Source organism: Pseudomonas vranovensis DSM 16006 (assembly GCF_000425805.1).
GTDB classification, from domain to species: domain Bacteria; phylum Pseudomonadota; class Gammaproteobacteria; order Pseudomonadales; family Pseudomonadaceae; genus Aquipseudomonas; species Aquipseudomonas vranovensis.
The window spans coordinates 1-26,406 of the sequence record NZ_KE384457.1 but is presented as its reverse complement, the minus strand read 5'-3'; the positions used below and the strand labels follow the sequence as shown (position 1 = coordinate 26,406).

Genomic DNA, 26,406 nt, shown 5'->3' with positions numbered 1-26,406 from the left:
ATTTACGCAGGTATCGATGCTAAGTCAATACCCCTGTTGAAGTTTTTTCAAAAAAGATGAAACCCGCAGTGTTACTTGTAGATCATCTTCTTGGTCATGCCGCCGTCGACCACGAACTCCTGGCCCGTGACGAAGCCGGCATTGCGTGACAACAGCCAGGCAACCATGGCTGCTACGTCTTCCACTGTCCCCACCCTGCCCGCTGGATGCTGGGCATGATCGGTTTCGGTCAATGGCTCGGCGCGGCGCTGGGACGGATCACGTGCATCGATCCAGCCAGGGCTCACAGCGTTCACGCGGATCTCCGGCCCCAGGCTCACCGCCAGGGCGTGCGTGAGGGCCAGTAGGCCGCCCTTGCTCGCCGCGTAGGCTTCTGTGTCGGGTTCGGACTGGGCCGCGCGGGTCGAGGCCAGGTTGACGATGGCCCCGCCATGGGCACGCAGATACGGCGCACAGTGCTTGGCCAGCAACATCGGCCCACCCAGGTTGACCGCCAGCACCCGGTTCCAGTGCGCAAGGCTGAGCGTCTCCAGGGTGGTGTTGTGCGGATCGGCGATGGCGGCATTGCACACCAGTGCATCGAGGCGACCGAATTGCCCAAGCACCTCGGCCACACCCGTCTTGACCTGACCTTCGTCGGCGACATCCATGCCGATGAACCAGGCGTTGTCACCGAGTACCTTGGCAGCCTTGGCACCACGCGCGCGATCAAGATCGGTGAGTACCACCTGCCACCCCTCGGCAATCAGCCAGGCAGCAATGCCCAGGCCGATGCCTCGCGCCGCACCGGTCACCAGGGCGACGCGGCCGTTATGGCTGCCGTCGCCCGTTGACCAGTCGATCACAGCGCCGCCAGACCACGGGCCAGGTCGGCCTTCAGGTCAACGACATCTTCCAGGCCCACGGCGACGCGGATCAGGCTGTCGCGAATACCGGCAGCTTCACGCTCCTGCGGCGAAAGACGACCGTGGGAGGTAGTGCCCGGGTGGGTGATGGTGGTTTTGCTGTCGCCCAGGTTGGCCGTGATCGAAATCAGCCGGGTGGCGTCGATGAAGCGCCAGGCGCCCTCTTTGCCACCCTTGACCTCGAAGCTCACCACCGCACCGAAACCGCTCATCTGGCGCTTGGCAAGGTCATGCTGCGGATGGCTTGCGAGACCGGCGTAATGAACCTTCTCGATGCCTTCCTGCTGCTCCAGCCACTCGGCCAGGGCCTGTGCGTTGGCACAGTGGGCGCGCATGCGCAGGTTCAGGGTCTCGAGACCCTTGAGAAAGATCCAGGCATTGAAGGGGCTCAGGGACGGCCCCGCAGTGCGCAGGAAGCCCACCACTTCTTTCATCTGCTCGCTGCGCCCGGCAACCACACCGCCCATGCAACGGCCCTGGCCGTCGATGAACTTGGTGGCCGAATGCACGACGATGTCGGCCCCCAGCTTCAGCGGTTGCTGCAGGGCTGGGGTGCTGAAGCAGTTGTCGACTACCAGCTGGGCGCCCTTGGCATGGGCGATTTCGGCAAGTGCCGAGATATCCACAAGCTCGGCCAGCGGGTTGGACGGCGACTCGACGAACAACAGCTTGGTGTTGGTCTTGATGGCCCGCTCCCAACCGGCGAGATCCACCAGTGGAACGTAGTCGACCTCGACACCGAAGCGCTTGAAGTACTTCTCGAACAGGCTGATGGTCGAGCCGAACACGCTCTGCGAGACCAGCACATGATCGCCAGCGCTGCACAGGGCCATTACGGTGGACAGAATCGCCGACATGCCAGTGGACGTAGCCACGGCCTGCTCGGCGCCTTCCAGGGCGGCGATGCGCTCTTCGAACGCACGTACTGTAGGGTTGGTGTAGCGTGAATAGACGTTGCCTGGAACCTCGCCGGCGAACCGTGCAGCGGCATCGGCCGCTGTACGGAACACGTAGCTGGAGGTGAAGAACAGCGGATCGCTGTGCTCGCCCTCCGGCGTGCGATGTTGGCCGGCGCGTACCGCCAGCGTGTCAAAAGCGACCCCTTCGAGGTCGCTGTCCAGGCGCCCGGCATCCCATTCCTGTGTCATGCCGCTGCTCCTAAATCAGTTGTTGTACAGGTCGATAATGGCACTGACCGCCTGGTTCTTGACCTTGGAGGCGTCGTTGCGCGCCTGTTCGATCTTGTCCAGGTAGGCCTCGTCGATGTCGCCGGTAACATACTTACCGTCGAACACGGCGCAGTCGAAATGCTCGATCTTGATCTTGCCACCGCCAACAGCCTCGATCAGGTCCGGCAGGTCCTGGTAGACCAGCCAGTCGGCGCCGATCAGTTCGGCGACATCCTCGGTGCTGCGGTTGTGGGCGATCAGTTCATGAGCGCTCGGCATGTCGATGCCGTAGACGTTGGGGTAGCGCACAGCCGGGGCTGCAGAGCAGAAGTAGACGTTCTTGGCACCCGCTTCGCGGGCCATCTGGATGATTTGCTTGCAGGTGGTGCCACGGACAATGGAGTCATCCACCAGCATCACGTTCTTGCCGCGGAATTCCAGCTCGATGGCATTGAGCTTCTGGCGGACCGACTTCTTGCGCGCCGCCTGGCCGGGCATGATGAAGGTACGGCCGATGTAGCGGTTCTTGACGAAGCCTTCGCGGAACTTGACGCCCAGGTGGTTGGCCAATTCCAGCGCAGCAGTACGGCTGGTGTCGGGAATCGGGATCACCACGTCGATGTCATGGTCCGGACGCTCGCGCTGGATTTTCTCGGCCAGCTTCTCGCCCATGCGCAGGCGCGCCTTGTACACCGAGACACCGTCGATGATCGAGTCAGGACGAGCCAGGTAGACGTGTTCGAAGATGCACGGGGCCAGTTGTGGGTTCACGGCGCACTGGCGCGTGTGCAACTTACCTTCCTCAGTGATGTACACCGCTTCGCCCGGCGCCAGGTCACGGATCAGGGTGAAGCCGAGCACGTCCAGGGAAACGCTTTCGGAAGCGATCATGTACTCCACGCCTTCGTCGGTGTGACGCTGGCCGAAGACGATCGGGCGAATGCCGTGGGGGTCGCGGAAACCGACAATGCCGTAGCCGGTGATCATCGCCACCACGGCGTAACCACCGACACAACGGTTGTGGACGTCAGTCACCGCGGCAAACACGTCTTCTTCGGTTGGCTGCAGCTTGCCACGCACCGCCAGTTCATGGGCGAAGACGTTGAGCAGGACTTCGGAGTCGGAGCTGGTGTTGACGTGGCGCAGGTCGGACTCGTAGATCTCCTTGGCCAACTGTTCGACGTTGGTCAGGTTGCCGTTGTGCGCCAGGGTGATGCCGTAGGGCGAGTTGACATAAAACGGCTGGGCCTCGGCCGAAGTCGAGCTGCCCGCTGTTGGGTAACGCACGTGGCCGATGCCCATGTGGCCCACCAGGCGCTGCATATGGCGCTGCTGGAACACATCACGGACCAGGCCATTGTCCTTGCGCAGGAATAACCGGCCATCATGGCTGGTCACAATACCGGCAGCGTCCTGGCCGCGGTGCTGGAGGACGGTTAGCGCGTCATACAGCGCCTGATTGACGTTCGACTTACCGACGATACCGACGATGCCACACATGCGACGCAACCCCTACTTAATGAAACTGGACTGAGCAGCTTTCAAGGCGTTTTGGGCCCCAGAAGCTGATCCTTGAACGGGAGATCAGCCGGTGCGCTGATCCCGCTGGCTAGCCACTGACTGGTGAACCCCAGAATGAGGTTTTTTGACCAGTCAGCCACCAATAGAAATTGTGGCACCAGGCGAGACTCCTGCCACCACTGATCCTGCTGTACCGGCCCCAGGCTCAACAGCCCGACAGCCACTACCACCAGCAAGGCCCCACGGGCGGCACCGAAGGCCATGCCCAGGAAGCGGTCGGTCCCGGAAAGCCCGGTGACGCGAATCAGCTCGCCGATCAGAAAGTTGATCATTGCCCCCACCAGCAAGGTGGCGACGAAAAGAATGGTGCATCCAGCGATGACCCGTGCCGAAGGCGTCTGGATATAGGCTTCCAGGTACTGCGACAGCGAACCACCGAACATCCAGGCAACAGCACCGGCGATGATCCAGGTAAGCAACGACAAGGCCTCTTTGACAAAGCCGCGCTTGAGACTGATCAGCGAAGAAATGGCGATGATCGCGAAAATCGCCCAGTCGACCCAGGTAAATGCCACAGTGTTGCCTGCAAACGGATAAGGCGGCGCATTTTACCAGAGCGGCGGGCTGTCGGTAAGCAGTGATTTGCCGCCCTGCGCTGGCCGGGCGACGAGCAATCAGCTGCGCTCGGGCTGGAAGCGCACCACGATACCGTTGAGCTTTTGCTGGCGGCTGATCACCTCGCGCAGGCGCTCGGCTTCGGATCGCTCGATCAACGGCCCGACATACACGCGATTCATGCCACCCGCCGAGCGGATATAGGCGTTGTAGCCTTGGCTGCGCAGAGTCGCCTGCAGCTTGTCGGCACCGGCTCGATTGGACAGGCTGGCCAGTTGCACCGACCAGCTGATCGGCAGGCCGTTGGCGTCGATCTTGCCTTGGGCAGGCTTGGCCGTACTGGCAACAGGGGCCGCCGGCTTGGCTTCTGGCTTGGCCGCAGGCGGTGGCGTAACGGGCTTGGCGGCTACCACAGGCTCTGCTGCAGGCGCCGGCACCGCCGTTGGCCCCGAGGCAATCGGTGTGCTCGGCGCCTGAGCAGGCGCGCTGGACTGCTCGACGATGACGGGTTGCTCTTCAGGCAAAACCTGAGGCTCCGGCACGGGCACCGGCTCGACCTGCACCGGCGCCATGCTCGGTGCAGCCGGCGCCTCGGGGGCCTCGACGCGCACCTGGCGCATTTCGTCTTCGCGAGTGAAAAGCATCGGCAAGAAGATCACCGCCAGTGCCACCAGCACCAGCGCACCGACCATACGTTGCTTGACCACTTTATCCAGCAATGCCATTTGCCCCATCCTCCGTGGCCTGCCCGCTCAGCCACTGCAGGGCCTCACCGACACAGAAAAACGATCCGAACAACAGGATTTCATCATCCGCCGTCGCCAGTGCGCTCTGCCCTTCCAGGGCCGCTGCCACGCTGGCGTAAGACGCAACACCAGCCCCCAGGCCAGTCAGTGCAGCTTCAAGCTCACTGGCCGGGCGACTGCGAACGGTATCCAGCGGAGCAACAGCCCACGCCTGGACTTGGCCGAGCAATGGCTGAACCACACCGGCAAGGTCCTTGTCGGCCAGCAGGCCGAACACCGCCAGGCGCTTGCCCCTCACCGGCCGTGCGGCCAGGCGCTGGGCCAGGTACTCGGCAGCATGAGGGTTGTGTCCGACATCCATGAGGATAGTCAAATCCTTGCCCTGCCAGCGAAAAGCCCGACGATCCAGGCGACCGACCATGCGCGTGGCCTGCAGCGCTGCAGCGATCTGCCCGGCATCCCACGGAAAATCCAGCAGCAAATAGGCCTGCAGCGCCAGGGCGGCATTTTCCATCGGCAGGTCGAGCAATGGCAGGTCGTGAAGCTCGACCACCTGGCCGCGGCTATCCACACCCCGCCACTGCCAGTACTGATCAGTGGTCGCCAGATCGAAATCACGGCCGCGCAGGAAGAATGGACACGCCAGCTCGCGAGCTTTATCCAGCAACGGCTGCGGCGGGTTCAAGTCACCACACAAGGCCGGTTTGCCCTGACGGAAGATCCCGGCCTTTTCAAACGCCACCAGTTCCCGGGTATCCCCCAGGTAATCGACATGATCGACGCCAATGCTGGTCACCAGCGCCACATCGGCATCGACAATATTGACGGTATCCAGGCGCCCGCCCAGACCGACTTCAAGCACCACGGCATCCAGTGCCGACTGCTTGAACAGCCATAACGCCGCCAGGGTACCGGCTTCGAAGTAGGTCAGGGAGATTTCGCCTCGGGCGGCCTCGACGGCAGCAAAGGCTTCGCACAACTGCTGGTCGGCCGCTTCCTCGCCGTCGATCTGCACCCGCTCGTTGTAGCGCAGCAGGTGCGGCGAGCTATAGACCCCGACCTTCAGCCCCTGGGCCCGCAGCAAGGCGGCCACAAAGGCGCAGGTGGAGCCCTTGCCGTTGGTACCGGTCACGGTGATGACCCGTGGCGCCGGCTTGTCCAGCCCGAGCCTGGCTGCAACCCGTTGCGAACGCGCCAGGCCCATGTCGATGGCCGAGGGGTGCAACTGCTCGAGATAGGCGAGCCAGTCGCCAAGGGTACGTTGGGTCATACGGTGGCAGGCGCCGGCGGTACGACGATCGGCTCGATGACTGGCGCGACGAACTTCGGCGTCGGCAGGCCCATCATTTGCGCCAGCAGGTTACCCAGGCGCGGGCGCAATTCTTGACGCGGGATGATCATGTCGATGGCGCCGTGCTCCAGCAGGAACTCGCTGCGCTGGAAACCTTCCGGCAGTTTTTCGCGCACGGTCTGCTCGATCACGCGCGGGCCGGCAAAACCGATCAGGGCTTTTGGCTCACCGACAATCACGTCGCCAAGCATCGCCAGACTGGCAGATACACCACCATAGACCGGATCGGTCAGCACCGAAATGAACGGGATGCCTTCTTCGCGAAGTCGTGCCAGCACGGCCGAGGTCTTGGCCATCTGCATCAGCGAGATCAACGCTTCTTGCATGCGCGCACCGCCGGAGGCCGAGAAACAGACCATCGGGCAGCGGTTTTCCAGAGCGTAGTTGGCGGCGCGAACGAAGCGCTCGCCGACGATGGCACCCATCGAACCACCCATGAAGGAGAATTCGAAAGCACTCACCACCACCGGCATGCCCAGCAGCGTACCGCTCATGGAGATCAGCGCGTCTTTTTCGCCAGTCTGCTTCTGTGCAGCGGTCAGGCGATCCTTGTACTTCTTGCCGTCGCGGAACTTCAGGCGGTCGACCGGCTCGAGATCCGCTCCCAGCTCGGCACGGCCTTCGGCATCGAGGAAGATGTCGATGCGCGCGCGGGCGCCGATACGCATGTGGTGGTTGCACTTGGGGCAGACATCCAGGGTCTTTTCCAGCTCCGGACGATACAGCACGGCCTCGCAGGATGGGCACTTGTGCCACAGCCCTTCAGGCACCGAACTCTTCTTCACCTCGGAACGCATGATCGAAGGGATCAGTTTGTCTACTAACCAGTTGCTCATGCTTTCTTTCTCCAGTAGCGGCGACCGGCAGGCTTTGGCTGCCTGGTCACGCGTATGCCCTTGAGCTCAATTCGTGTATGACGCGATGATGGGCCGGCCCTTGCGCCTCGCATACAGCGAGCCGCCCCGGTACCGCTCCATCGTCAACCTGTAAGGGCAACGCCTGGGGCGTCACCCGATAATTTCGACCGGCCCTTGGGCACGATCCGGCAGCACCGGGCTGCGAAAGTTATGGACGATGGCGCGCGGCCAGCCGTCACATCCGCAGCAGCAGACGTTATCACGCCTGTTTCACCGCCTTGATGAACGCCTCGATGCGCGCTGCATCCTTGATGCCCTTGGCCTGCTCTACCCCACCACTGACGTCTACCGCATAGGGGCGAACCTGGCTGATTGCACTGGCGACGTTATCCGGCGACAGGCCACCCGCCAGGATGATCGGCTTGCTTAGCCTCTCGGGAATCAGCGACCAGTCGAACGCCTCGCCCGTACCACCCGGCACACCGGCAACATAGGTATCGAGCAGAACCCCGCTGGCGCGGCTGTACAGCTTGCAGCTGGCTTCCAGGTCATCCCCCGGGCGCACCCGCAGGGCCTTGATCCAGGGCCGGCTGTAGCCTTCGCAATCGGCAGGGGTTTCATCACCGTGGAACTGCAGCAAGTCCAGCGGTACGACCTCGAGGATTTCGTTGAGTTCGCAACGGCTGGCATTGACGAAAAGGCCCACGGTGGTCACGAACGGCGGCAAAGCGGCAATGATTGCCCGCGCCTGCTGCACATCCACCGCCCGCGGGCTCTTGGAATAGAACACCAGGCCAATGGCATCAGCGCCCGCCTCGGCTGCGGCCAGCGCATCCTCGATGCGGGTAATACCGCAGATTTTGCTGCGAACGGCGCTCATGACCTGTGAACCTCAGCTGATCCGGAAAGCCCCGGATGTTAGCAAATGGCTTGCGGGCCGTCAGCCGCCAATGCTTCGTAGCCGGTGAGGAAGTGCGGGCCGATATAACGCTCGGGCAATGCGAACTCGTCGTGGTATTCGACCTGAACCAGGTACAGGCCGAACGGATGCGCGGTAACCCCTCCGGTACGCCGCTCGCGGCTCTCCAGCACATCCCTGGCCCATTCCACCGGACGCTCGCCGGCACCGATCGTCATCAGCACGCCGGCAATGTTGCGCACCATATGGTGCAGGAAGGCACTGGCACGGATATCGAGCACGATCATTTTGCCGTGGCGAGTCACCCGCAGGTGGTGGATGTTCTTGATTGGCGACTTGGCCTGGCACTGGCCTGCACGAAAGGCACTGAAGTCGTGGGTACCGACCAGGTACTGGGCAGCCAGGGCCATGCGCTCGACATCCAGTGGCCGGTGATTCCAGGTCACTTCCTGGCCCATGTGCGCCGGACGAATCTGGTCGTTGTAGATCACATAGCGATAGCGCCGGGCGACGGCCTTGAAGCGGGCATGAAAATGCGCGGGCATCTCCTTGGCCCAGGTCACGCTGATATCGTGAGGCAGGTTGATGTTGGCGCCCATGGTCCAGGCTTTCATGCTGCGCACGGCCTGGGTGTCAAAATGCACCACCTGGCCGCAGGCGTGTACACCGGCATCGGTTCGCCCGGCACACAGCAAGGTTACCGGCGAATCGGCCACTCGGGACAACGCCTCTTCCAGTGTCTGCTGGACACTGAGCACGCCATCGGCCTGACGCTGCCAGCCACGGTAGCGTGAACCCTTGTATTCAACGCCCAGGGCGATGCGAAAGAAGCCTTCGGCCGCCGATTCGGCAACCGTGTTATCAATGATTTCCAAGAAGATACAGCCTGTCGATTTTGCAGATGGCGGGAATTATAACGACAACGGCAGCCACTCGGGCTGCCGTCGGACGTTCAGAGGCCGGACTCAGACCAGGCGCGAAAGCATCTCTTCAGCTTCCTGACGCTGGGCATCACTGCCCTCCTTGCAGACTTCGTCGAGAATGTCGCGGGCACCGTCATGGTCACCCATGTCGATATAGGCCCGGGCCAGGTCTAGCTTGGTTGCCGCCTCATCAGCGCCGCCCAGGTAGTCGAACTCCAGGTCATCGCTCAAGTCGTCGCTGACAACGGCGTCTTCGGCGGTGAAATGCGGCTCGATCGAAGGTTGCTCCAGGCTCTGGGACAGCTTGTCGAGCTCGGCGTTGACGTCATCGAGTTCCGAGGCGAAGTGCTTGGCCGCATCGGACTCATCGTCCAGTGACAACGACAGGTCGAAATCTTCCGGCAGGTCGAGCTCGCTCAGCGGATCGAACTCCGGCATCGACTCATCGAACGCGGCAAGCTCGGCGGCAATATCCACCGGCTCGCTCTCCGGCAGTACAGCCGGCTGGTCGCCAGCCACATCGAGATCGAAATCAGAGAGATCGGTCAGCTCGGGGACTTCTTCAGCCAACGGCTCGGCTGGCGCCAGATCGTCCGTCTCGACAACCGGTACCTGAAGTTCAGGCTCCGGCGCGACCTCGACGGCTTCGGCCTCTGCAACCGCCGCTTCGTCGAGCAGCGGTGGCTCTTCCAGCTCCAGGCCCTGCAGACCTTCGTCCAGACTCAGGTCGAAAGCGCTGTCCAGGCCATCCTCGACAATCAGCTCTGGTTCCGGCTGCAGCTCTGGCGCCGGTTCTGCCTCTGACTCCAGAGCGGCAACTGCTTCCGGGTCAGGTTCCAATTCCGGTTGCGACTCCGGCTGAGGCTCGTCGTCTGCCTGCGGCTCGTCGTTGAGCAGGGCCTGGACGTACTGGGCATCCAGTTCGGCAGCCAGGGCCGCGGCACCGATTCCGCCTGCGGCCGCCAGTGCCACCATGGCCGGGAACCGGCTCTTGAGGGCTTCGACATCCGCGTGATTCTGGCCGGTGGCGATCAACTGACGCTCATGCCCCACGAAGGCATCGCGATCGCCTTGACGGGCATAGACTTCCATCAGTTTCAGGCGCAGGTCACTGCGTTGCGGTTCAGCCGCAACAGCAGGCTCAAGCAGCTCGGCCGCCTGGTTGAGTCGACCCTGGGCAACGCACTGTTGCACTTCATCAAGCAGCGCGTCACCCGTAGGTGCAGGCGCAGCGTCGGCCGCCGGAGCAACCAGAGGGGCTGCCATCGGCTGCGGCTGAGCGGGTTCGACCGGCTTCACTTCGCTGGCAGGTGCTTCGGCGGCAGTGGCGGCCGCAGCCGACGCGGCTACCACGGCCGGCGACAGCGTTACCTTGGGCTCTTGCGCCTCCAGGCCGTCGAAACTGTCCGGCGGCAGGTCAAGGTCCGGCCCGCGATCACCTTCTTCGGCCAGGGCGCGGGCCATGCGCAGATGCTTTTCTGCCTCCTGATCGGCCTTGCGCTTGCGTGCCAGCAGCAACAACAGCAGCAGTACCAGGAAGGCGGAACCGGCGATCAACGCCAGCAGGTAGGGGTTGGCAAGCAGGTCATCGAGCATTTTGCCGGAGCTGGCCGGTGCAGGTTGTTCCGCGACCGGTGCCGGCGGCTCAAGCGGTGCTGTATCGACCGCTGCCGGTGGTGGCGTGACCACGGCGTCTTCTGGCGAAGGCTGCAAGTCGGCGGAAACGGCTGGCGGCTCACCGGAAGCACCCTGGGCTTCAAGCCTGGCCAACTGGTCATTCTTGAGGGCGATCAGGCGTTCGAGCTTGTCCAGCTGGCTCTGCAGATCTTCCATGCGATCCTTGAGCTCGGCATTGTCGCGACGCGTGGTGTCGAGAGTTTCCTGGGCCACGGCGAGTTTGTCGCTGACACCCTTGCCGTTACCGGCAGCCTTGCTGCCCGGTGCTACCAGGCGCAGGTTGTCCTGGTTGGCGATTCGCGCCGGAGCGGCCTCGGCACCAGCGCGGTGCGTGGCGTCCAACTGCCGGGCCCGCGGCCCCAGGCGCCGGCCTTCGCGCCAGGCGGAATACTGTTCGGCAACTTCAGCCACCGCTTCGGTCTGGGGAATGCTGGCGATCTGTTGTTGATCGGGCATGCGCAGGACCTGGCCGGTCTTGAGCAAGTTGATATTGCCATTGATGAAAGCATCGGGGTTCAACGCCTGGATGGCCAGCATGGTCTGCTGCACCGATCCACCCTGGCGGGCCTTGGAGGCAATTTCCCACAATGTGTCTCGACGCACCGTGGTGTAGTTGGCTGCAGCACTGGTCGCCGGCGTAATTGCCGAGTCAGGCTTGGCGCCCGGCAGCGCCGAGGCGTTGACCAGTACGCTGTAGTCCCGCAACAGGCGGCCGCTTGGCCACATCACCTGGACAATGAATTTGACCATCGGCGCCGGCAGCGGCTGGCTCGAGGTCACCCGCAACACGCTTTTGCCGTTGGGGTTGATCACCGGGGTGAAGGTCAGGTCATTGAGGTAAGCCTGACGCTCGATGCCGGCCTTGGCGAACTCTTCAGGCGGCGCCAGGCTGGGTGCCATTTCAGTTGCCGTCAGGTCGCGCACATCGAGCAATTCGATCTCGGCGTCCAGGGGCTGGTTCTGCGCCGACTTGAGCGTCAGCTCACCCAGGCCAAGGGCATGCGCCATACCGGACGACAGCGCCGACGCCGCGGCAATTGCTAAGACCAGTTTGCGAATTCGAAGCATGACCTCTTCCTTTGATAGAACCGTCCCCGGCAACCGAGAATTATCGGGTAAAAATTATCGGCAAGTATCTTTTACACAATGTGTTTTATCAACAATTGCGCCAGCTGCACGGCGTTCAGCGCCGCACCTTTGCGCACGTTGTCAGTGGTCAGCCATAGATTCAGCTGCTCGACCTCGTCGATCCCACCGCGTACTCGTCCAACATAGACCACGTCCTGGCCGACTGCGTCACCCACCGGCGTCGGGTAATCACCCTCCTCCACCAGCTCGATGCTGTCGGCCGCCTCCAGCGCAGCATTGACCGCAATCAGGTCGACCGGTTCACGGCTCTGCACGGTCACACTGTAGCTATCGCCGAAAAACACCGGGACTTGAATGCATGTCACGGAAATCTTCAGGGCCGGTAGTTCAAGCACCTCACGCAGTTCATCGACCAGGCGACGCTCCAGCGCGCCATGTCCCTGATCATCGCTGGCACCGACCTGGGCCAACACGTTGAATGCCATCTGGCGGTCGAAAAAGCGTGGCTCCAGCGGTCGGGCATTGAGCAGCTCGGCCGTCTGGCGGGCCAGTTCATTTACCGCCTCACGCCCCTGGGCAGAGACCGCCAGACAGGCCGTCACCTGAACCCGCTCGATATCGAGCAACCCCTTGAGGGGCGCCAGCGCAACAGCAAGCGCTACCGCTCCGGCGCTCGGGCTGCTGACCTGAACCGGTTGCGGCAGGTTTTCGAGACGCTCAGCGTTGGCTTCGGGCACCACGGCTGGTGCCTGGCCGGCGGGCAAGCCTCCGGACAGATCGATCACCATGCAGCCTGCTGCCTGGGCCCGAGGGGCAAAGCTGCGGGTTACGGCTGGCCCTGCTGCGAAGAACGCGAGCTTCACTTTGCTGAAGTCGAAACTGTCGACCTCGCGTACCCGCAGGCTTTTACTGCGAAACATCACGCCACTGCCTGCCGATTCGTTGCTGGCCAGCAGGTGCAGGGTTCCCACGGCAACATCCTGCTCTTCGAGAATCTGCACAAGGGTTTCACCGACTGTACCGGTGGCACCGATGACGGCGATATCAATAGGCTGGCTCATGGAAAAATCCTCTGCTGGAACGGCGGGAGCGGCACTTTACTTGGATTTGTGGCCGTGGAATACCTGCAATGAAAAAGCCCGTGCTGTTGGCAGCACGGGCTTCGGGTTCATCTCGCTGCCGCGATCAACGCTCCAGCAGGATCCGCAGCATGCGACGCAGCGGCTCGGCAGCGCCCCACAGCAGTTGGTCACCGACGGTGAAGGCGCCCAGGTACTGCGACCCCATGTTCAGCTTGCGCAGACGACCCACCGGGATGTTAAGGGTACCGGTGACGTTGGTCGGGCTCAGCTCCTGCATGCTGATTTCACGCTGGTTCGGCACCAGTTTCACCCAAGGGTTGTGCTGGCTGATCATGCCTTCGATGTCGGCGATCGGGACATCCTTGTTCAGCTTGATGGTCAGCGCCTGGCTGTGGCAGCGCATGGCGCCGATCCGCACGCAGATACCATCGACCGGGATCGGGCTCTTGAAGCGGCCGAGGATCTTGTTGGTCTCGGCCTGGGCCTTCCACTCTTCGCGGCTCTGGCCGTTCGGCAGCTCCTTGTCGATCCATGGGATCAGGCTGCCGGCCAGCGGAACGCCGAAGTTCTCGGTCGGGTAGGCCTCACTGCGCATGGCCTCGGCCACCTTGCGGTCGATGTCGAGGATGGCGCTGGCCGGGTTGGCCAGGTCATCGGCCACGGCCGCATGGGTAGCGCCCATCTGGCGGATCAGCTCTCGCATGTTCTGCGCACCGGCACCGGAGGCCGCCTGGTAGGTCATGGCACTCATCCACTCGACCAGGCCGGCCTCGAACAGGCCGCCCAGGCCCATCAGCATCAGGCTGACGGTGCAGTTGCCACCGATGTAGTTCTTGGTACCGGCATCGAGCTGCTGGTCGATCACCTTGCGGTTGACCGGGTCCAGGACGATGACCGCGTCATCCTGCATGCGCAGGCTGGAAGCGGCGTCGATCCAGTAGCCCTGCCAGCCGGCTTCGCGCAGTTTGGGGAAAACCTCATTGGTGTAGTCGCCGCCCTGGCAGGTCAGGATCACATCAAGGGTCTTGAGCTCTTCAATGCTGTAAGCGTCCTTGAGCGGAGCAATATCCTTGCCCACAGCCGGACCCTGGCCACCCACGTTGGAGGTGGTGAAGAACACCGGCTCGATGAGATCAAAATCCTGCTCTTCCAGCATCCGCTGCATGAGCACGGAACCGACCATACCGCGCCAACCGATCAGACCTACACGTTTCATCGCAACTACACCTTTGCTAAAAAGTGGGCCGCTGCTTCACAAGGAAAAACAGCAGCGGGCCCGAGAGATTACAGATTCCGCAGCGCTGCGACTACTGCGTCGCCCATTTCCTGCGTACCCACTTTGCTGCAGCCGGTCGACCAGATGTCGCCCGTGCGCAGCCCCTGATCCAGCACCTGGCTGACAGCCTGTTCGATCGCTTCGGCAGCCGCCTGCTGATTGAAGCTGTAACGCAGCATCATCGAGACCGACAAAATGGTTGCCAGCGGGTTAGCGATGCCTTGGCCGGCGATGTCTGGGGCCGAACCGTGGCAAGGCTCGTACATGCCCTTGTTGTTGGCATCCAGCGAAGCTGACGGCAGCATGCCAATGGAGCCGGTGAGCATGGAAGCCTCATCCGACAGGATGTCACCGAACATGTTGTCGGTGACCATTACGTCGAACTGCTTGGGCGCACGCACCAGTTGCATGGCAGCGTTGTCGACGTACATGTGCGACAACTCCACATCCGGGTAGTCCTTGGCCACCTCCTCGACGATTTCGCGCCACAGCTGGCTGGACGCCAGGACGTTGGCCTTGTCCACCGAGCACAGCTTCTTGCCGCGCACACGGGCCATGTCGAAGCCGACGCGGGCGATACGGCGGATTTCGCTCTCGCTGTAAGGCAGGGTGTCGTAGGACTGGCGCTCGCCGCCTTCCAGCTCGCGGGTGCCACGCGGAGCACCGAAGTAGATACCGCCGGTCAGCTCACGGACAATGAGGATATCCAGGCCAGAAACGATTTCCGGCTTGAGCGAGGAAGCATCGGCCAACTGTGGATAAAGAATCGCCGGACGCAGGTTGGCGAACAGGCCCAGCTGCGAACGGATTTTCAGCAGGCCGCGCTCAGGACGGATGTCGCGCTCGATCTTGTCCCACTTCGGACCACCCACGGCGCCCAGCAGTACGGCGTCGGCCTGGCGCGCACGCTCCAGGGTTTCATCAGCCAGCGGCACGCCGTGCTTGTCGATGGCAGCGCCACCGATCACGTCGTGGGAAAGGCTGAAGCCAAGCTGGAACTTGTCGTTGGCCAGTTCCAGCACCTTGACCGCCTCGGCCATGATTTCCGGACCAATGCCATCACCTGGGAGAATCAGAATCTGTTTGCTCATGGGTTCCTCTTGTTCGACTCAAGCGACACGCCGCACTGGCCTGCCGGAAAATTAATCAGCACTCGGCCCAGAGCACCAGAACATCGGTGCTGAAGGAGCCGTCGGCTTCAATCTGGTAATACTGCCGTACTTCTTCGCCCATCGCCTGCTGCAAATGGCGTATGGCGCCGCGCATCACGTCCGGGGTACGCATACGCTCGACCCAGGAACTGAACTCCAGGCGCAAGCGCTGGCGCGTGTGACTGCGGGTGTACAGGCCCGCCTCGCTGACCTGTTGCAACCATTGGGCTGCCGAATAATCGCGCACATGGCTGGTGTCACGCATCACCTCGACGCTCTGCAAATACGTGTCGAGCAACGGACTGCCAGGCGACATCACATCAATGAACGCCGCCACCCCACCCGGCTTGAGTACCCGGCGCACTTCGCGCAGGGCCAGGCCCAGGTCGCTCCAGTGGTGTGCCGAGTAGCGGCTGAAGACAAAGTCGAAGGATGCATCGGCGAATGGCAAGCGTTCGGCGGCACCGCATTCGGTGGTGATATTGGCAAAGTTGCGCTCGGCGGCGGCAGCGGCAACCACGTCGAGCATCTGCTGCGACAAGTCATAGGCCACTACGTCGCGCACCAGCGGTGCAATGTGGAAGCTGACATGCCCGGCACCACAGCCAAGGTCCAGCACACGCGCCTGGCCTTGCCCGACAAGTTCAGCCTGCAGCAAGGCGAACTCACTGCCCTGGGCGTGAACGGCACTGCTCAAGTAGGCACTGGCTTGCTCGCCGAACTGGCGCTGGACGACTTCCGTATGGGTGGTGCTGGTCATTGGGGGCTCCGGGTACTTATCGCGGGGCAAGCCCGCTCCTACAGGGTTTGTGGGAGCGGGTCTGCCCCGCGATCACATCAACGATCAAGCATCACGAAACAACCAGGGCTGGCTGGCCCGGTGCTTGGCTTCGAAAGTGGCAATGGCATCGCTGTCCTGCAAGGTCAGGCCGATGTCGTCCAGGCCGTTGAGCAGGCAGTGCTTGCGAAACGCATCGATCTCGAAGCTCAGTACCTTGCCGTCTGGACGGGTCACGGTCTGCTCTTGCAGGTCGATGGTCAGCTGGTAGCCAGGATCGGCCTCGACTTGCTTGAACAACTCATCCACTTCCTCATCGCTGAGGATGATCGGCAACAAGCCGTTCTTGAAGCTGTTGTTGAAGAAGATATCGGCATAGCTCGGCGCAATGATGCTGCGAAAGCCGTACTCCTCAAGGGCCCAGGGCGCGTGCTCGCGGCTGGAGCCACAACCGAAGTTCTCACGGGCGAGCAATACGCTGGCGCCCTGGTAACGATCGTGATTCAAGACGAAGTCCGGGTTTTTCGGACGCTTGCTGTTGTCCTGATACGGCTGACCCACATCCAGGTAGCGCCACTCGTCGAACAGGTTGGGGCCAAAGCCGGTGCGCTTGATCGACTTCAAGAATTGCTTGGGAATGATCTGGTCGGTGTCGACGTTGGCGCGATCCAATGGCGCGACGAGGCCGGTGTGCTGGGTAAAGGCTTTCATGCTGCGCTCCCTTGGATCAACTCACGTACATCGACAAAGCGACCGGTTACTGCGGCGGCGGCGGCCATGGCCGGGCTCACCAGGTGGGTACGACCGCCAGCACCCTGGCGACCTTCGAAGTTGCGGTTGGAGGTCGAGGCGCAATGCTCGCCGCTCTCCAGGCGGTCCGGGTTCATCGCCAGGCACATGGAGCAACCCGGTTCGCGCCACTCGAAACCGGCTTCGACGAAGATCTTGTCCAGGCCTTCTTTTTCCGCCTGGGCTTTCACCAGGCCCGAACCCGGCACCACGATGGCCTGCTTGATGGTCGAGGCAACCTTGCGACCCTTGGCGATCACGGCAGCGGCGCGCAGGTCTTCGATCCGCGAGTTGGTGCAGGAGCCGATGAACACCCGGTCGAGCTGGATGTCGGTAATCGCCTGGTTGGCGCTCAAGCCCATGTACTTCAAGGCCCGCTCGATGGAGCCGCGCTTGACCAGGTCGGCTTCGGCAGCCGGGTCCGGTACGCACTGGTCAACCGCCAGCACCATTTCCGGCGAGGTGCCCCAACTGACCTGCGGCTTGATCTGCGCAGCATCGAGTTCGACCACGGTGTCAAACACAGCGTCGGCGTCGGAAACCAGTTCTTTCCAGGCTTCCACCGCTTGCGCCCACTGCTCGCCTTTCGGCGCGTATGGACGACCCTTGACGTACTCCACGGTCTTCTCGTCGGTGGCCACCAGGCCTACCCGAGCACCGGCTTCGATGGACATGTTGCAGATGGTCATGCGGCCTTCGACGGACAGGTCGCGAATGGCGCTGCCGGCAAACTCGATGGCATGGCCGTTGCCGCCCGCCGTACCGATCTTGCCGATCACGGCCAGGACGATATCCTTGGCGGTGACGCCGAACGGCAACTGGCCTTCGACGCGCACCAGCATGTTCTTCATTTTCTTGGCCACCAGGCACTGGGTGGCGAGCACATGCTCGACCTCGGAGGTGCCGATGCCATGGGCCAGGGCACCGAAGGCGCCGTGGGTGGAGGTGTGCGAGTCGCCGCAGACCACAGTCATGCCCGGCAAGGTTGCACCCTGCTCCGGGCCGATGACGTGGACGATGCCCTGACGCACGTCGTTCATCTTGAATTCGGTGATGCCGTACTCATCGCAGTTTTCGTCGAGGGTCTGGACCTGCAAGCGCGACACCTGGTCGACAATGGCCTCGATACCGCCTTTGCGCTCTGGCGTGGTCGGTACGTTGTGATCGGGCGTGGCGATGTTGGCATCGATGCGCCAGGGCTTGCGATTGGCCAGGCGCAGGCCTTCAAAGGCTTGCGGCGACGTCACTTCATGAATGATGTGACGGTCGATATAGATCAGCGCCGAACCATCGTCGCGCTGTTTGACCAAATGCGAATCCCAGAGCTTGTCGTAGAGCGTTTTGCCGGCCATCAGACTGTTCCTCATCAGCGTCTTTCTATGCCAATAACCCCTTGGCTTGTACGGACGATGCTATGCCGGTAGATTGAATAACTCAAATTCATAATTTTTATGCTTTGGATAACCAAAGGGAATACCTGCACCGTGGACCTCGCCAACCTCAATGCATTTATTGCCGTGGCTGAAACCGGCAGCTTTTCAGGGGCCGGCGAACGCCTGCACCTGACTCAACCTGCCATCAGCAAACGTATAGCCGGGCTTGAGCAACAGCTGGACCTGCGCCTGTTCGATCGCCTCGGGCGAGAGGTCAACCTCACTGAAGCCGGCCGCGCCCTGCTGCCACGTGCCTACCAGATCATCAACGTACTGGACGACACTCGCCGCGCCCTCACCAATCTCACCGGTGAAGTGGCAGGTCGCCTGACCCTCGCCACCAGCCACCACATCGGCTTGCACCGGTTACCCCCGGTTCTGCGGGCATTCACCCGCCAATACCCTGAGGTTGCACTGGATATACAGTTCCTGGATTCGGAGGCTGCCTACGACGAGATTCTCCATGGCCGCGCAGAAATTGCCGTGATCACCCTGGCACCCGAGCCGCACCCACTGGTCAGGGCGGTGCCGGTCTGGGACGACCTGCTGGACTTCGTCGCTGCCCCGGAACACCCGCTGGCACGCAATGGCTCAGTGAGCCTTGCCGATGTCGCCCACCACCCGGCGGTGTTTCCCGGTGGCAATACGTTTACCCATCACATTGTTCAGCGACTGTTCGAGGCCCAGGGCCTGACGCCGAACATTGCCATGAGCACCAACTACCTGGAAACCATCAAGATGATGGTTTCCATCGGCCTGGCGTGGAGTGTGCTGCCACGTACTATGCTCGATGAGCAGGTTGCGCCTATCGCTTTGCCGGGCATACAGCTGTCCCGCCAGCTAGGCTACATTCTGCACACCGAGCGAACGCTATCGAATGCCGCCAAAGCCTTCATGGCCCTGCTCGACAGCCATGCACGGCACCCCTGAGCCATTGAGGTAGAACCCAGTCAGTAGGACCCTCAAGGACGCGTCACCTGCCAAAGGTCTGGTACCGATGCCCAAATCAGCAAACCGCTTTCCGCGCCTGCCACGCATCCATGCGGCGGATCCCCAGGCGTCGGAGCAGACCTGGGAGAACGCCCCACAACTGTTGGCGGCGCTCAATGGCGCGCACCTGGGCGCCTGGTTCTGGGACATAGAAACCGGGCAAATCAGTTGGTCACGCGGCACCCAGGCCCTGTTCGGCTTCGACCCGGATCAACCCTTGCCCAATGACCTGGACTATCTCGAATTGCTGCCTGCCGAAGATCGCGCCCGCACCCTGCAGGCCTTTCATGCCGTTATCAACGGCGAGCCGGTGGAGCAAGCCCTGCGCCATCGTATCCGCTGGCCAGATGGCAGCCTGCACTGGCTGGAAATCAACGGCAGCCTGGCAAAGGACAAACTGGGTCGCCCGCAGATGATTGGCGTGATCCGCGAAATCACCCGCCAGCGAGACCGGGAAACCGCGCTGATCAATTCGGAGAAGCGCTTTGCCACGCTGTTTCACCTGAGTCCCAACGTGGTGCTGCTCACCCGCCGCTCCGACGGCCTGATCCACGAGGTCAACCAGCACTTCGAGCAGATCCTCGGCTGGCCTGGCCACCAGGTCATCAACAAGACCACCCTCGAGCTGGGCCTGTGGGCCAACCCGCAGCAGCGCAATGCCGTGCTTGAAGCCACCCGGGGCAACAGTGGCCCGGTGACAATGGAGGTGCAGTTCCGCGCCAGCAGCGGCAAGATCCACGACGGTATCCTCAGCACCCAGAACATCGAACTCGAAGGCACGGTCTACCTGCTCAGCACCTTTGTCGACACCAGCGAACGCAAACGCGCCGAACAAGCCCTCAAGGACAGCCAGGAACGCCTGGACCTGGCCCTGGACTCCGCCCAGCTGGGCACCTGGGACTGGCATATTCCCAGCGGCATGCTCTATGGCTCGGCCCGCGCTGCCGAGCTGCATGGCCTTGAGCCGGTCCCCTTCCATGAGTCCTTCGAGGCCTTCTTCGAGGGCGTGCCGGAACTTGAGCGCAGCACCATGCGCCAAGCCTACCGCAGCCTTCGCGAGGGCCCCGCCGGCAATTACCAGATCACCTACCATATCCAGCTGGAAAACGGCACTTCGCGCTACATAGAAAGCCGGGCCCGGCTGTATCGCGACGAACACGGCAAGCCCCTGCGCATGGCTGGCACCTTGCTGGACATCACCGACCAGGTCGAGCGCGAACAACGGCTGACCAGTTCGGAAGAAAAATTCGCCAGCCTGTTCCAGGCCAGCCCCGACCCGATCTGCGTCACCCGCCAGGACAGCGGCCGATTCATCGAGATCAATCCGGCGTTTACCCAGATTTTCGGCTGGGGCACTGACCAGGTCATCGGCCATACCGCCGAAGAAATCGGCTTGTGGGCAGAATCCGCCGAGCGCGCCCGACGCATCGAGCAAGTGATTCGCGACCAGGCTTTGAACAATGTCGCGGTGGTGGTCAACCACAAGGATGGCCAACCGCTGACCTGCGTGATTTCCAGCCGCCTGATCACGGTCGACAATCACCCTTGCAGCGTCACTACCCTGCGCGACATCACTCAGCAGCAACGGGCCGAGGCCGCGCTCAAGGCCAGCGAGGAGAAATTCGCCAAAGCGTTCCACTCGAGCCCAGACGCCATCACCATCACCGAACTCGAAAGCGGCCGCTACCTGGAAGTCAACGACGGCTTTTGTCGCCTGACCGGCTACAGTTCGGCCGAAGTCATCGGCCGCACCGTGTATGAAATCGGCATCTGGGCCGATGACAAGCAACGCACGGCCCTGATCAGCGAACTGCAGGACAGGGGCCGGGTACACCACCGGGAAATGCTCGGGCGCAACAAGCGTGGCGAGATACTGACGGTAGAAGTGTCGATCGAGCCGCTCGTGCTGAACGAAACGGAGTGCCTGTTGCTGACTGCCCGAGACGTCAGCCAATTGAAGAATGCCCAGGCGCAGATCCGCCACCTGGCCTACCACGACCCACTCACCAACCTGCCCAACCGCGCCTTGCTGATGGACCGCCTGAGCCAGCAGATCGCCTTGCTCAAGCGCCACAATCTGCGCGGTGCCCTATTGTTCCTCGACCTGGATCACTTCAAGCACATCAACGACTCCCTGGGCCATCCGGTGGGCGACACGGTTCTGAAGATCATTACCGCCCGCCTGGAAGCCAGCGTGCGCCTGGAAGACACCGTCGCGCGCCTGGGAGGTGATGAATTCGTGGTGCTGCTCAGCGGCTTGGAAGGCAGTCGCGACGAGGTCACGGAAAAGGTCCGGGAACTGGCCGATACCTTGCGCGAATTGCTGGCCGAACCAATGTCCCTGGATGGCCAGCGCCTGCAGGTCACCCCCAGCATCGGTGTGGCGCTGATTCCCGATCACGGCTCGACGCCGGCCGACCTGCTCAAGCGCGCCGACATCGCCCTGTACCGGGCCAAGGATTCCGGCCGCAACACCACCCAACTGTTCCATTCCACCATGCAAAAGGCCGCCAGCGAGCGTCTGCGCATGGAAAGCGACCTGCGCCTGGCCCTGGCCCGCGGTGAACTTGCCCTGCACTTCCAGCCACAGGTCGATGCCCGCGACAACCGCATTGTCGGCGCCGAAGTGCTGTTGCGCTGGCATCACCCGCAACTGGGCCAGCAGCCCCCGGCACAGTTCATCCAGGTACTGGAAGAAAGCGGCCTGATTCTCGAAGTGGGTAGCTGGATCCTGGAAGAAGCCTGCGATGCCTGTGCCGGCATGCTACGAGATCACCTGATCGACCCCGACGACTTCAGCCTGTGCGTGAACATCAGCCCCCGCCAGTTTCGCCAGAACGACTTTGTCGAACGTGTGCTGCGCAGCCTCGATGACTTCCGCCTGCCATACAAGATGCTCAAGCTGGAAATCACCGAAGGGATCGTGATCCAGAACCTGGAAGACACCATCAGCAAAATGCGTGAGCTCAAGCGTTACGGCGTGAGCTTTGCCATGGATGATTTTGGCACTGGATACTCATCGCTGACCTACCTCAAGCGACTGCCGGTGGATGCGCTGAAGATCGACCAGTCGTTTGTACGCGATGCGCCACTGGACCCCAACGATGCAGAGATTGTCCGGGCCATCGTGGCCATGGCCCAAAGCCTTGATCTGGCGGTGATTGCCGAGGGGGTGGAGCTGTCGGAGCAGTTGGAGTTCCTGGAGCGACTGGGGTGTTTCCTGTACCAGGGCTACCTGCACAGCAGGCCGTTGCCGCTGATCGAGTTTCGCCGCATGCTCCTCGAAACCCCGGCGCTGTAGCCGCTGCCGCGAGGCTGCGATGAGGGCGAAGCGCCCGCAAAAATGGCAGGGGGAAAGAACAAACAAAAAAGGGCACCCGAAGGTGCCCTTTTCTACATCACCGCACTCAGTTCAGCGCAGGCTTGCTGTCCCCGTTGATCGGGATGCGCTTGGCCTTGGCCTCTTCAGGCACGATGCGCAGCAGGTCGATGCTGAGCAGGCCGTTGGCCAGACCCGCGGCTTTGACCTCGATATGGTCGGCCAGGCGGAAGGACAACTTGAATGCCCGTTGGGCAATACCCTGATGCAGGTAGGTGACGCTTTCACCGTTGTTGTCACGCTTGCCGCCAGTAACGGTCAAGACGCCTTTTTCCACTTGCAGCTCCAGGTCTTGTTCCTGGAAACCAGCTGCGGCAACAACAATTCGATAGTGGTCATCGCCATGTTTTTCAACGTTGTAGGGTGGGTAGCTGCTACCCGCCTCGTTACGTGCCGCGGATTCGAACAGGTCGTTGAAGCGGTCGAAGCCTACGGAATGACGGAACAGTGGAGCCAGAGAAAAAGCAGTAGTCATGGTGCATCTCCTGAGAATCAGCGAGGTTTTTAGTAACGCGACCCGACTTCGGCATCGCGTACTCCCTAGATAAGGACCCCCGCTTTTTTTTCAAGCGACCCTGCAAAAAAAATTTCAGGCTGCCTCGCTGACCGGCATACCAATCAATTGCCCGACGCGATCGCAGTCGGTTTCCCGGCGCAGCGCGGTGAACAGCTCGACAGCCTCCGGGTAAGTACGGGTCAGCATTGCTACCCATTGCTTCAAGCGCCCCGGCGCCTGCCTGGGGGTCAACTGCGCACACGCCTGGCCCCAGAAGTCGTGGATCAATGGCAACAGGCTCTGCCAGTCCATGGACACGAATTCGACACCATCACGTTCAGCGGCGATCTGTCGGGCAAGGTCCGGACGAGACACCAGGCCACGGCCGAGCATGATGTCTTCGACACCGCTGACCTCGCGGCAGCGTCGCCAGTCGTCAAGGGTCCAGACTTCACCGTTGGCGTAGACCGGCACCTTGACCACGTCCTGCACCCGGGCCACCCATTCCCAATGCGCAGGTGGCTTGTAGCCATCGACCTTGGTCCGCGCATGCACCACCAACTGTTCGGCGCCGCCTTCAGCCAGGGCCAGGGCGCAGTCCAGGGCGCCGTCCGGGCTGTCGAAGCCCAGGCGCATCTTGGCGGTTACCGGAATGTGTGCAGGTACCGCACGGCGCACTTCCCTCAGAATGGCATGGAGCAACTCTGGCTCCTTGAGCAGTACCGCACCCCCACGGGACTTGTTCACCGTCTTGGCCGGGCAGCCGAAGTTCAGGTCGATCACCGGTGCCCCCAACTCACACGCCAGGACGGCGTTCTCGGCGAGGCACACCGGGTCCGAACCCAGAAGCTGCACGCGCAAAGGCACTCCGGCCAGGGTCTGCGCACCATGACGCAGCTCCGGCGCCAGTTTGTCGAAGGTGGCTGCCGGCAGCAGCCGGTCGCAGACGCGAATGAACTCGGTGACGCACCAGTCGATACCACCCACTTGGGTCAGTACGTCACGAAGGATGTTGTCGACCAGCCCCTCCATCGGGGCCAGGGCAATTTGCATGGAATGCATCTCGGGTGAAAAAGGCCGGCAGTCTAGCAAAATCCGCTGGCTACAGCGTCCCGGTCATCAGCGCCGGGCCGTAGCCGTCGATGAATTCGCTCGGCATGCGCTTGGGCCGCCCTGTGGATAACTCGATGCAGACGAAGGTTGTTTGCGCTCGCAACAAGGTGGTGCCATCGCTGGGTCGCACCAGCTGGAAACGCCGAGACATTTTCAGGCGCTGGTCCCAGTCGACGATCCAGGTTGCCAGTTGCAACTCGTCGTCCTCATAGGCAGCGGCCAGGTAGTCGATTTCGTGGCGGACAACGGCCATGGCCCGGTCCAGCCGGCGGTACTCGACCAGGTCCAGTCCCAGGCGCTGGGAGTGGCGCCAGGCGCAGCGCTCGAGCCAGGTGACATAGACCGCATTATTGGCGTGGCCGAGGCCGTCGATATCGTCGGCACCGACACGCAGGTCGATGGTGAACGGTGTTGCCAGATCCCAACTCATGCCCGCTCCAGGTCTGTGATGAACGGGCAGAGTGTAACGGATGCTCAGGCTGATTGCCGGGCTGGCACATCATGCCGTGCCAGCAAGGCCATGACGCCTTCAATCAAACGCGGGTCAGACAACACACGCTGGTGTCCACCTTCGGGCAGCAACATCAAGCGGCTGTCGAACCAGGCATCGTGAATTGCGCGAGCCTCGCTGGAAGGTACCAGGCTGTCGTCCTCGGCATGCGCGATCAACGCCGGAATCTCCAACTGGTAGCTGCTGACGTTCAGGCGCGAGACTTGAATCCCGACATCACGCTCGATCTGGCGAATAAAGGCCGCTCGCGCCCGTGCCGGCATGCCCAGGCGATGGGCAAAGCTACGCAATACGCCCATCAACTGCGCGGGGGCGGCAATACTGACCGCCCGCTCTGCACGCAACCCCCACTGCAGCGCGAGCATGACGCTGGCGCCACCCATGGAGTGGCCGATCACGGCTTTAAGTGGTGGCAACTCGGCGGCCGCCTCCAGTAGCGCCCGGGCAAACAACACGACGTTTGCCTGGTGGCCCGGCGAGTGACCATGAGCCGGCCCTTCCAGTGACACGGCGGTATAGCCCGACTGCACCAAGGTATCGATCAGGTGCGCAAACTGGGTGGGCCGCCCTTCCCAGCCGTGCATCAGCAGCACTGTAGGCCCCTTGCCCCAGCGCAGGGCCGACAGCCCGAAACGCAAGGTGATACGCTCTGCACGCGCCAACAACGGCAGTTCCCATTCACGCGCTGGCAAGTTGCGCGGTGTCATGAAGGCCCGACGCATTTTGCCCGCCACATGTTCCGGCGCCAGTCGTCCGAGGGTGCCGTTGACGCTACGAATCCAGGTCAAGGTGTTCATCGCTTCGCTCCGGTAGGTCTCGCAGGTTCAGACAACCGCCGACTTGGCGGCACGCAGAATACGATCAGACAGTTCGTCAGTGCCCAGGGCACGTGCCAAGGCCAAGCCACCGACCATCAAGGCCAGGTCTGCCAGGACTTTGTCGGCTTCTTCGGGGCTGTCGGCGAGATTGGCCATCATCAATTCGATGTGCTCGGCCAGCACCTCACGAAAAGCATCTGGCAGGCGCGACATCTCGCCCAGGGAGTTGGGCAGCGGGCAGGCGCGCTCGGTCGCGTCCCGGTGCTTGCGCGACAGGTAGAAGGCAGCCACCAGGGCACGACGCTCTTCGCCGCTCATGTTCGGATCGACCTCGGCTAGCAGTGCCCGGCGCTCATTGAGCAACTGGCTGAAGGCTTCGAGCATCAGGGCATCCTTGCTGTCGAAGTGCGCATAGAAGCCACCCACCGTCAGCCCCGCCGCCCCCATGACCTCATTGACGCTGGGCTCGGCCGGGCCATGCTGGATCAATGCACTACAGGCAGCTTCGAGTATCCGTTCGCGGGTTTTCGCTTTTTTGTCGTTCATGACCTGCCTCCAAATATTATGTCTAGAATATTATTCTCATAATATTTTTATGCAAGCGCCATCCCCTGCCGTTTGTCGCGCAGGGAGTACAGAGAGGAGGGAAACTTTTTTCGAGGAAAAAACAAAAGGCTCATTCAATAATCGAATGAGCCTTGAAATCCCACAAAGTGGGTAAAATGGCGTCCCCTAGGGGACTCGAACCCCTGTTACCGCCGTGAAAGGGCGGTGTCCTAGGCCACTAGACGAAGGGGACTTGTAACCTTCGTACAGAT

Annotated in this window: 23 protein-coding genes and 1 tRNA gene; 2 read left to right on the top strand and 22 right to left on the bottom strand. The window is 62.1% G+C overall.

What is annotated here, in order from left to right; all coding sequences use genetic code 11:
* Positions 1–71 precede the first annotated feature (71 nt).
* The 16 genes from H621_RS0124065 to leuC form a co-directional block, all read right to left on the bottom strand.
* A complete protein-coding gene (locus H621_RS0124065; RefSeq protein WP_028945830.1) occupies positions 72–845 on the bottom strand; it encodes an SDR family oxidoreductase in 774 nt (257 codons plus the stop codon).
* Positions 842–2,053: an O-succinylhomoserine sulfhydrylase gene (locus tag H621_RS0124060; RefSeq protein WP_028945829.1), complete on the bottom strand. Its 1,212-nt coding sequence runs from the start codon at positions 2,051–2,053 to the stop codon at positions 842–844. The genes H621_RS0124065 and H621_RS0124060 overlap by 4 nt, the downstream gene beginning before the upstream one ends.
* Before the next feature lie 15 nt (positions 2,054–2,068).
* Positions 2,069–3,574, bottom strand: a complete 1,506-nt coding sequence (gene purF / locus H621_RS0124055; RefSeq protein WP_028945828.1) for an amidophosphoribosyltransferase — start codon at positions 3,572–3,574, stop codon at positions 2,069–2,071.
* 41 nt (positions 3,575–3,615) lie between these two features.
* The gene (locus H621_RS0124050) at positions 3,616–4,170 is read right to left on the bottom strand and encodes a CvpA family protein (protein ID WP_028945827.1); all 555 of its coding nucleotides are present in this window, start codon (positions 4,168–4,170) and stop codon (positions 3,616–3,618) included.
* A gap of 99 nt (positions 4,171–4,269) precedes the next feature.
* The gene (locus H621_RS0124045; protein WP_028945826.1) at positions 4,270–4,935 is read right to left on the bottom strand and encodes an SPOR domain-containing protein; all 666 of its coding nucleotides are present in this window, start codon (positions 4,933–4,935) and stop codon (positions 4,270–4,272) included.
* On the bottom strand, positions 4,919–6,226 hold the full coding sequence (gene folC, locus H621_RS0124040; RefSeq protein WP_028945825.1) for a bifunctional tetrahydrofolate synthase/dihydrofolate synthase: 1,308 nt from the start codon (positions 6,224–6,226) through the stop codon (positions 4,919–4,921). Before folC ends, H621_RS0124045 begins: the two co-directional genes overlap by 17 nt.
* Complete coding sequence (gene accD, locus H621_RS0124035; RefSeq protein WP_028945824.1) at positions 6,223–7,143, bottom strand: acetyl-CoA carboxylase, carboxyltransferase subunit beta; 921 nt, start codon at positions 7,141–7,143, stop codon at positions 6,223–6,225. The genes folC and accD overlap by 4 nt, the downstream gene beginning before the upstream one ends.
* A 280-nt stretch (positions 7,144–7,423) precedes the next feature.
* A complete protein-coding gene (locus H621_RS0124030) occupies positions 7,424–8,044 on the bottom strand; it encodes a phosphoribosylanthranilate isomerase (protein ID WP_028945823.1) in 621 nt (206 codons plus the stop codon).
* 38 nt (positions 8,045–8,082) lie between these two features.
* Positions 8,083–8,958 (bottom strand): tRNA pseudouridine(38-40) synthase TruA, encoded by an 876-nt coding sequence (truA, locus tag H621_RS0124025; protein ID WP_028945822.1) that lies wholly within the window; start codon positions 8,956–8,958, stop codon positions 8,083–8,085.
* A gap of 90 nt (positions 8,959–9,048) precedes the next feature.
* On the bottom strand, positions 9,049–11,751 hold the full coding sequence (locus H621_RS0124020; protein WP_028945821.1) for a FimV/HubP family polar landmark protein: 2,703 nt from the start codon (positions 11,749–11,751) through the stop codon (positions 9,049–9,051).
* Between the two features lie 71 nt (positions 11,752–11,822).
* Complete coding sequence (locus H621_RS0124015; RefSeq protein ID WP_028945820.1) at positions 11,823–12,833, bottom strand: aspartate-semialdehyde dehydrogenase; 1,011 nt, start codon at positions 12,831–12,833, stop codon at positions 11,823–11,825.
* A gap of 124 nt (positions 12,834–12,957) precedes the next feature.
* A complete protein-coding gene (gene asd, locus H621_RS0124010; RefSeq protein WP_010223256.1) occupies positions 12,958–14,070 on the bottom strand; it encodes an aspartate-semialdehyde dehydrogenase in 1,113 nt (370 codons plus the stop codon).
* 68 nt (positions 14,071–14,138) lie between these two features.
* Positions 14,139–15,221, bottom strand: coding sequence for a 3-isopropylmalate dehydrogenase (leuB, locus tag H621_RS0124005; protein ID WP_028945819.1), 1,083 nt, complete (start codon positions 15,219–15,221; stop codon positions 14,139–14,141).
* Between the two features lie 55 nt (positions 15,222–15,276).
* Entirely contained in the window at positions 15,277–16,041 is a 765-nt protein-coding gene (locus tag H621_RS0124000) for a class I SAM-dependent methyltransferase (protein WP_028945818.1), read from the bottom strand.
* Between the two features lie 84 nt (positions 16,042–16,125).
* Entirely contained in the window at positions 16,126–16,770 is a 645-nt protein-coding gene (gene leuD, locus H621_RS0123995) for a 3-isopropylmalate dehydratase small subunit (protein ID WP_028945817.1), read from the bottom strand.
* Positions 16,767–18,200, bottom strand: coding sequence for a 3-isopropylmalate dehydratase large subunit (gene leuC, locus H621_RS0123990; protein WP_028945816.1), 1,434 nt, complete (start codon positions 18,198–18,200; stop codon positions 16,767–16,769). The genes leuD and leuC overlap by 4 nt, the downstream gene beginning before the upstream one ends.
* Positions 18,201–18,332: 132 nt before the next feature.
* Here leuC and H621_RS0123985 point away from each other — a divergent pair, with 132 nt between their 5' ends.
* Positions 18,333–19,211 carry a LysR family transcriptional regulator gene (locus H621_RS0123985; RefSeq protein WP_028945815.1) on the top strand — a complete coding sequence of 293 codons (879 nt, stop codon included), beginning with the start codon at positions 18,333–18,335 and terminating at the stop codon, positions 19,209–19,211.
* Positions 19,212–19,278: 67 nt separating this feature from the next.
* Positions 19,279–22,572, top strand: coding sequence for a sensor domain-containing protein (locus H621_RS0123980; RefSeq protein WP_028945814.1), 3,294 nt, complete (start codon positions 19,279–19,281; stop codon positions 22,570–22,572).
* Positions 22,573–22,678: 106 nt separating this feature from the next.
* Here H621_RS0123980 and H621_RS0123975 read toward each other — a convergent pair whose 3' ends face one another.
* The 6 genes from H621_RS0123975 to H621_RS0123950 form a co-directional block, all read right to left on the bottom strand.
* A complete protein-coding gene (locus H621_RS0123975; protein WP_028945813.1) occupies positions 22,679–23,125 on the bottom strand; it encodes an Hsp20 family protein in 447 nt (148 codons plus the stop codon).
* A 114-nt stretch (positions 23,126–23,239) separates the two neighbouring features.
* Positions 23,240–24,199, bottom strand: a complete 960-nt coding sequence (locus H621_RS0123970; RefSeq protein WP_028945812.1) for a tRNA dihydrouridine synthase — start codon at positions 24,197–24,199, stop codon at positions 23,240–23,242.
* Positions 24,200–24,248: 49 nt separating this feature from the next.
* Positions 24,249–24,689 (bottom strand): acyl-CoA thioesterase, encoded by a 441-nt coding sequence (locus H621_RS0123965; RefSeq protein WP_028945811.1) that lies wholly within the window; start codon positions 24,687–24,689, stop codon positions 24,249–24,251.
* A 44-nt stretch (positions 24,690–24,733) separates the two neighbouring features.
* Positions 24,734–25,567 carry an alpha/beta fold hydrolase gene (locus H621_RS0123960; RefSeq protein WP_028945810.1) on the bottom strand — a complete coding sequence of 278 codons (834 nt, stop codon included), beginning with the start codon at positions 25,565–25,567 and terminating at the stop codon, positions 24,734–24,736.
* Positions 25,568–25,594: 27 nt separating this feature from the next.
* Positions 25,595–26,134 (bottom strand): TetR/AcrR family transcriptional regulator, encoded by a 540-nt coding sequence (locus tag H621_RS0123955; RefSeq protein ID WP_028945809.1) that lies wholly within the window; start codon positions 26,132–26,134, stop codon positions 25,595–25,597.
* A 177-nt stretch (positions 26,135–26,311) separates the two neighbouring features.
* A tRNA-Glu gene (locus H621_RS0123950) sits at positions 26,312–26,387 on the bottom strand.
* Between the last annotated feature and the right edge of the window lie 19 nt (positions 26,388–26,406).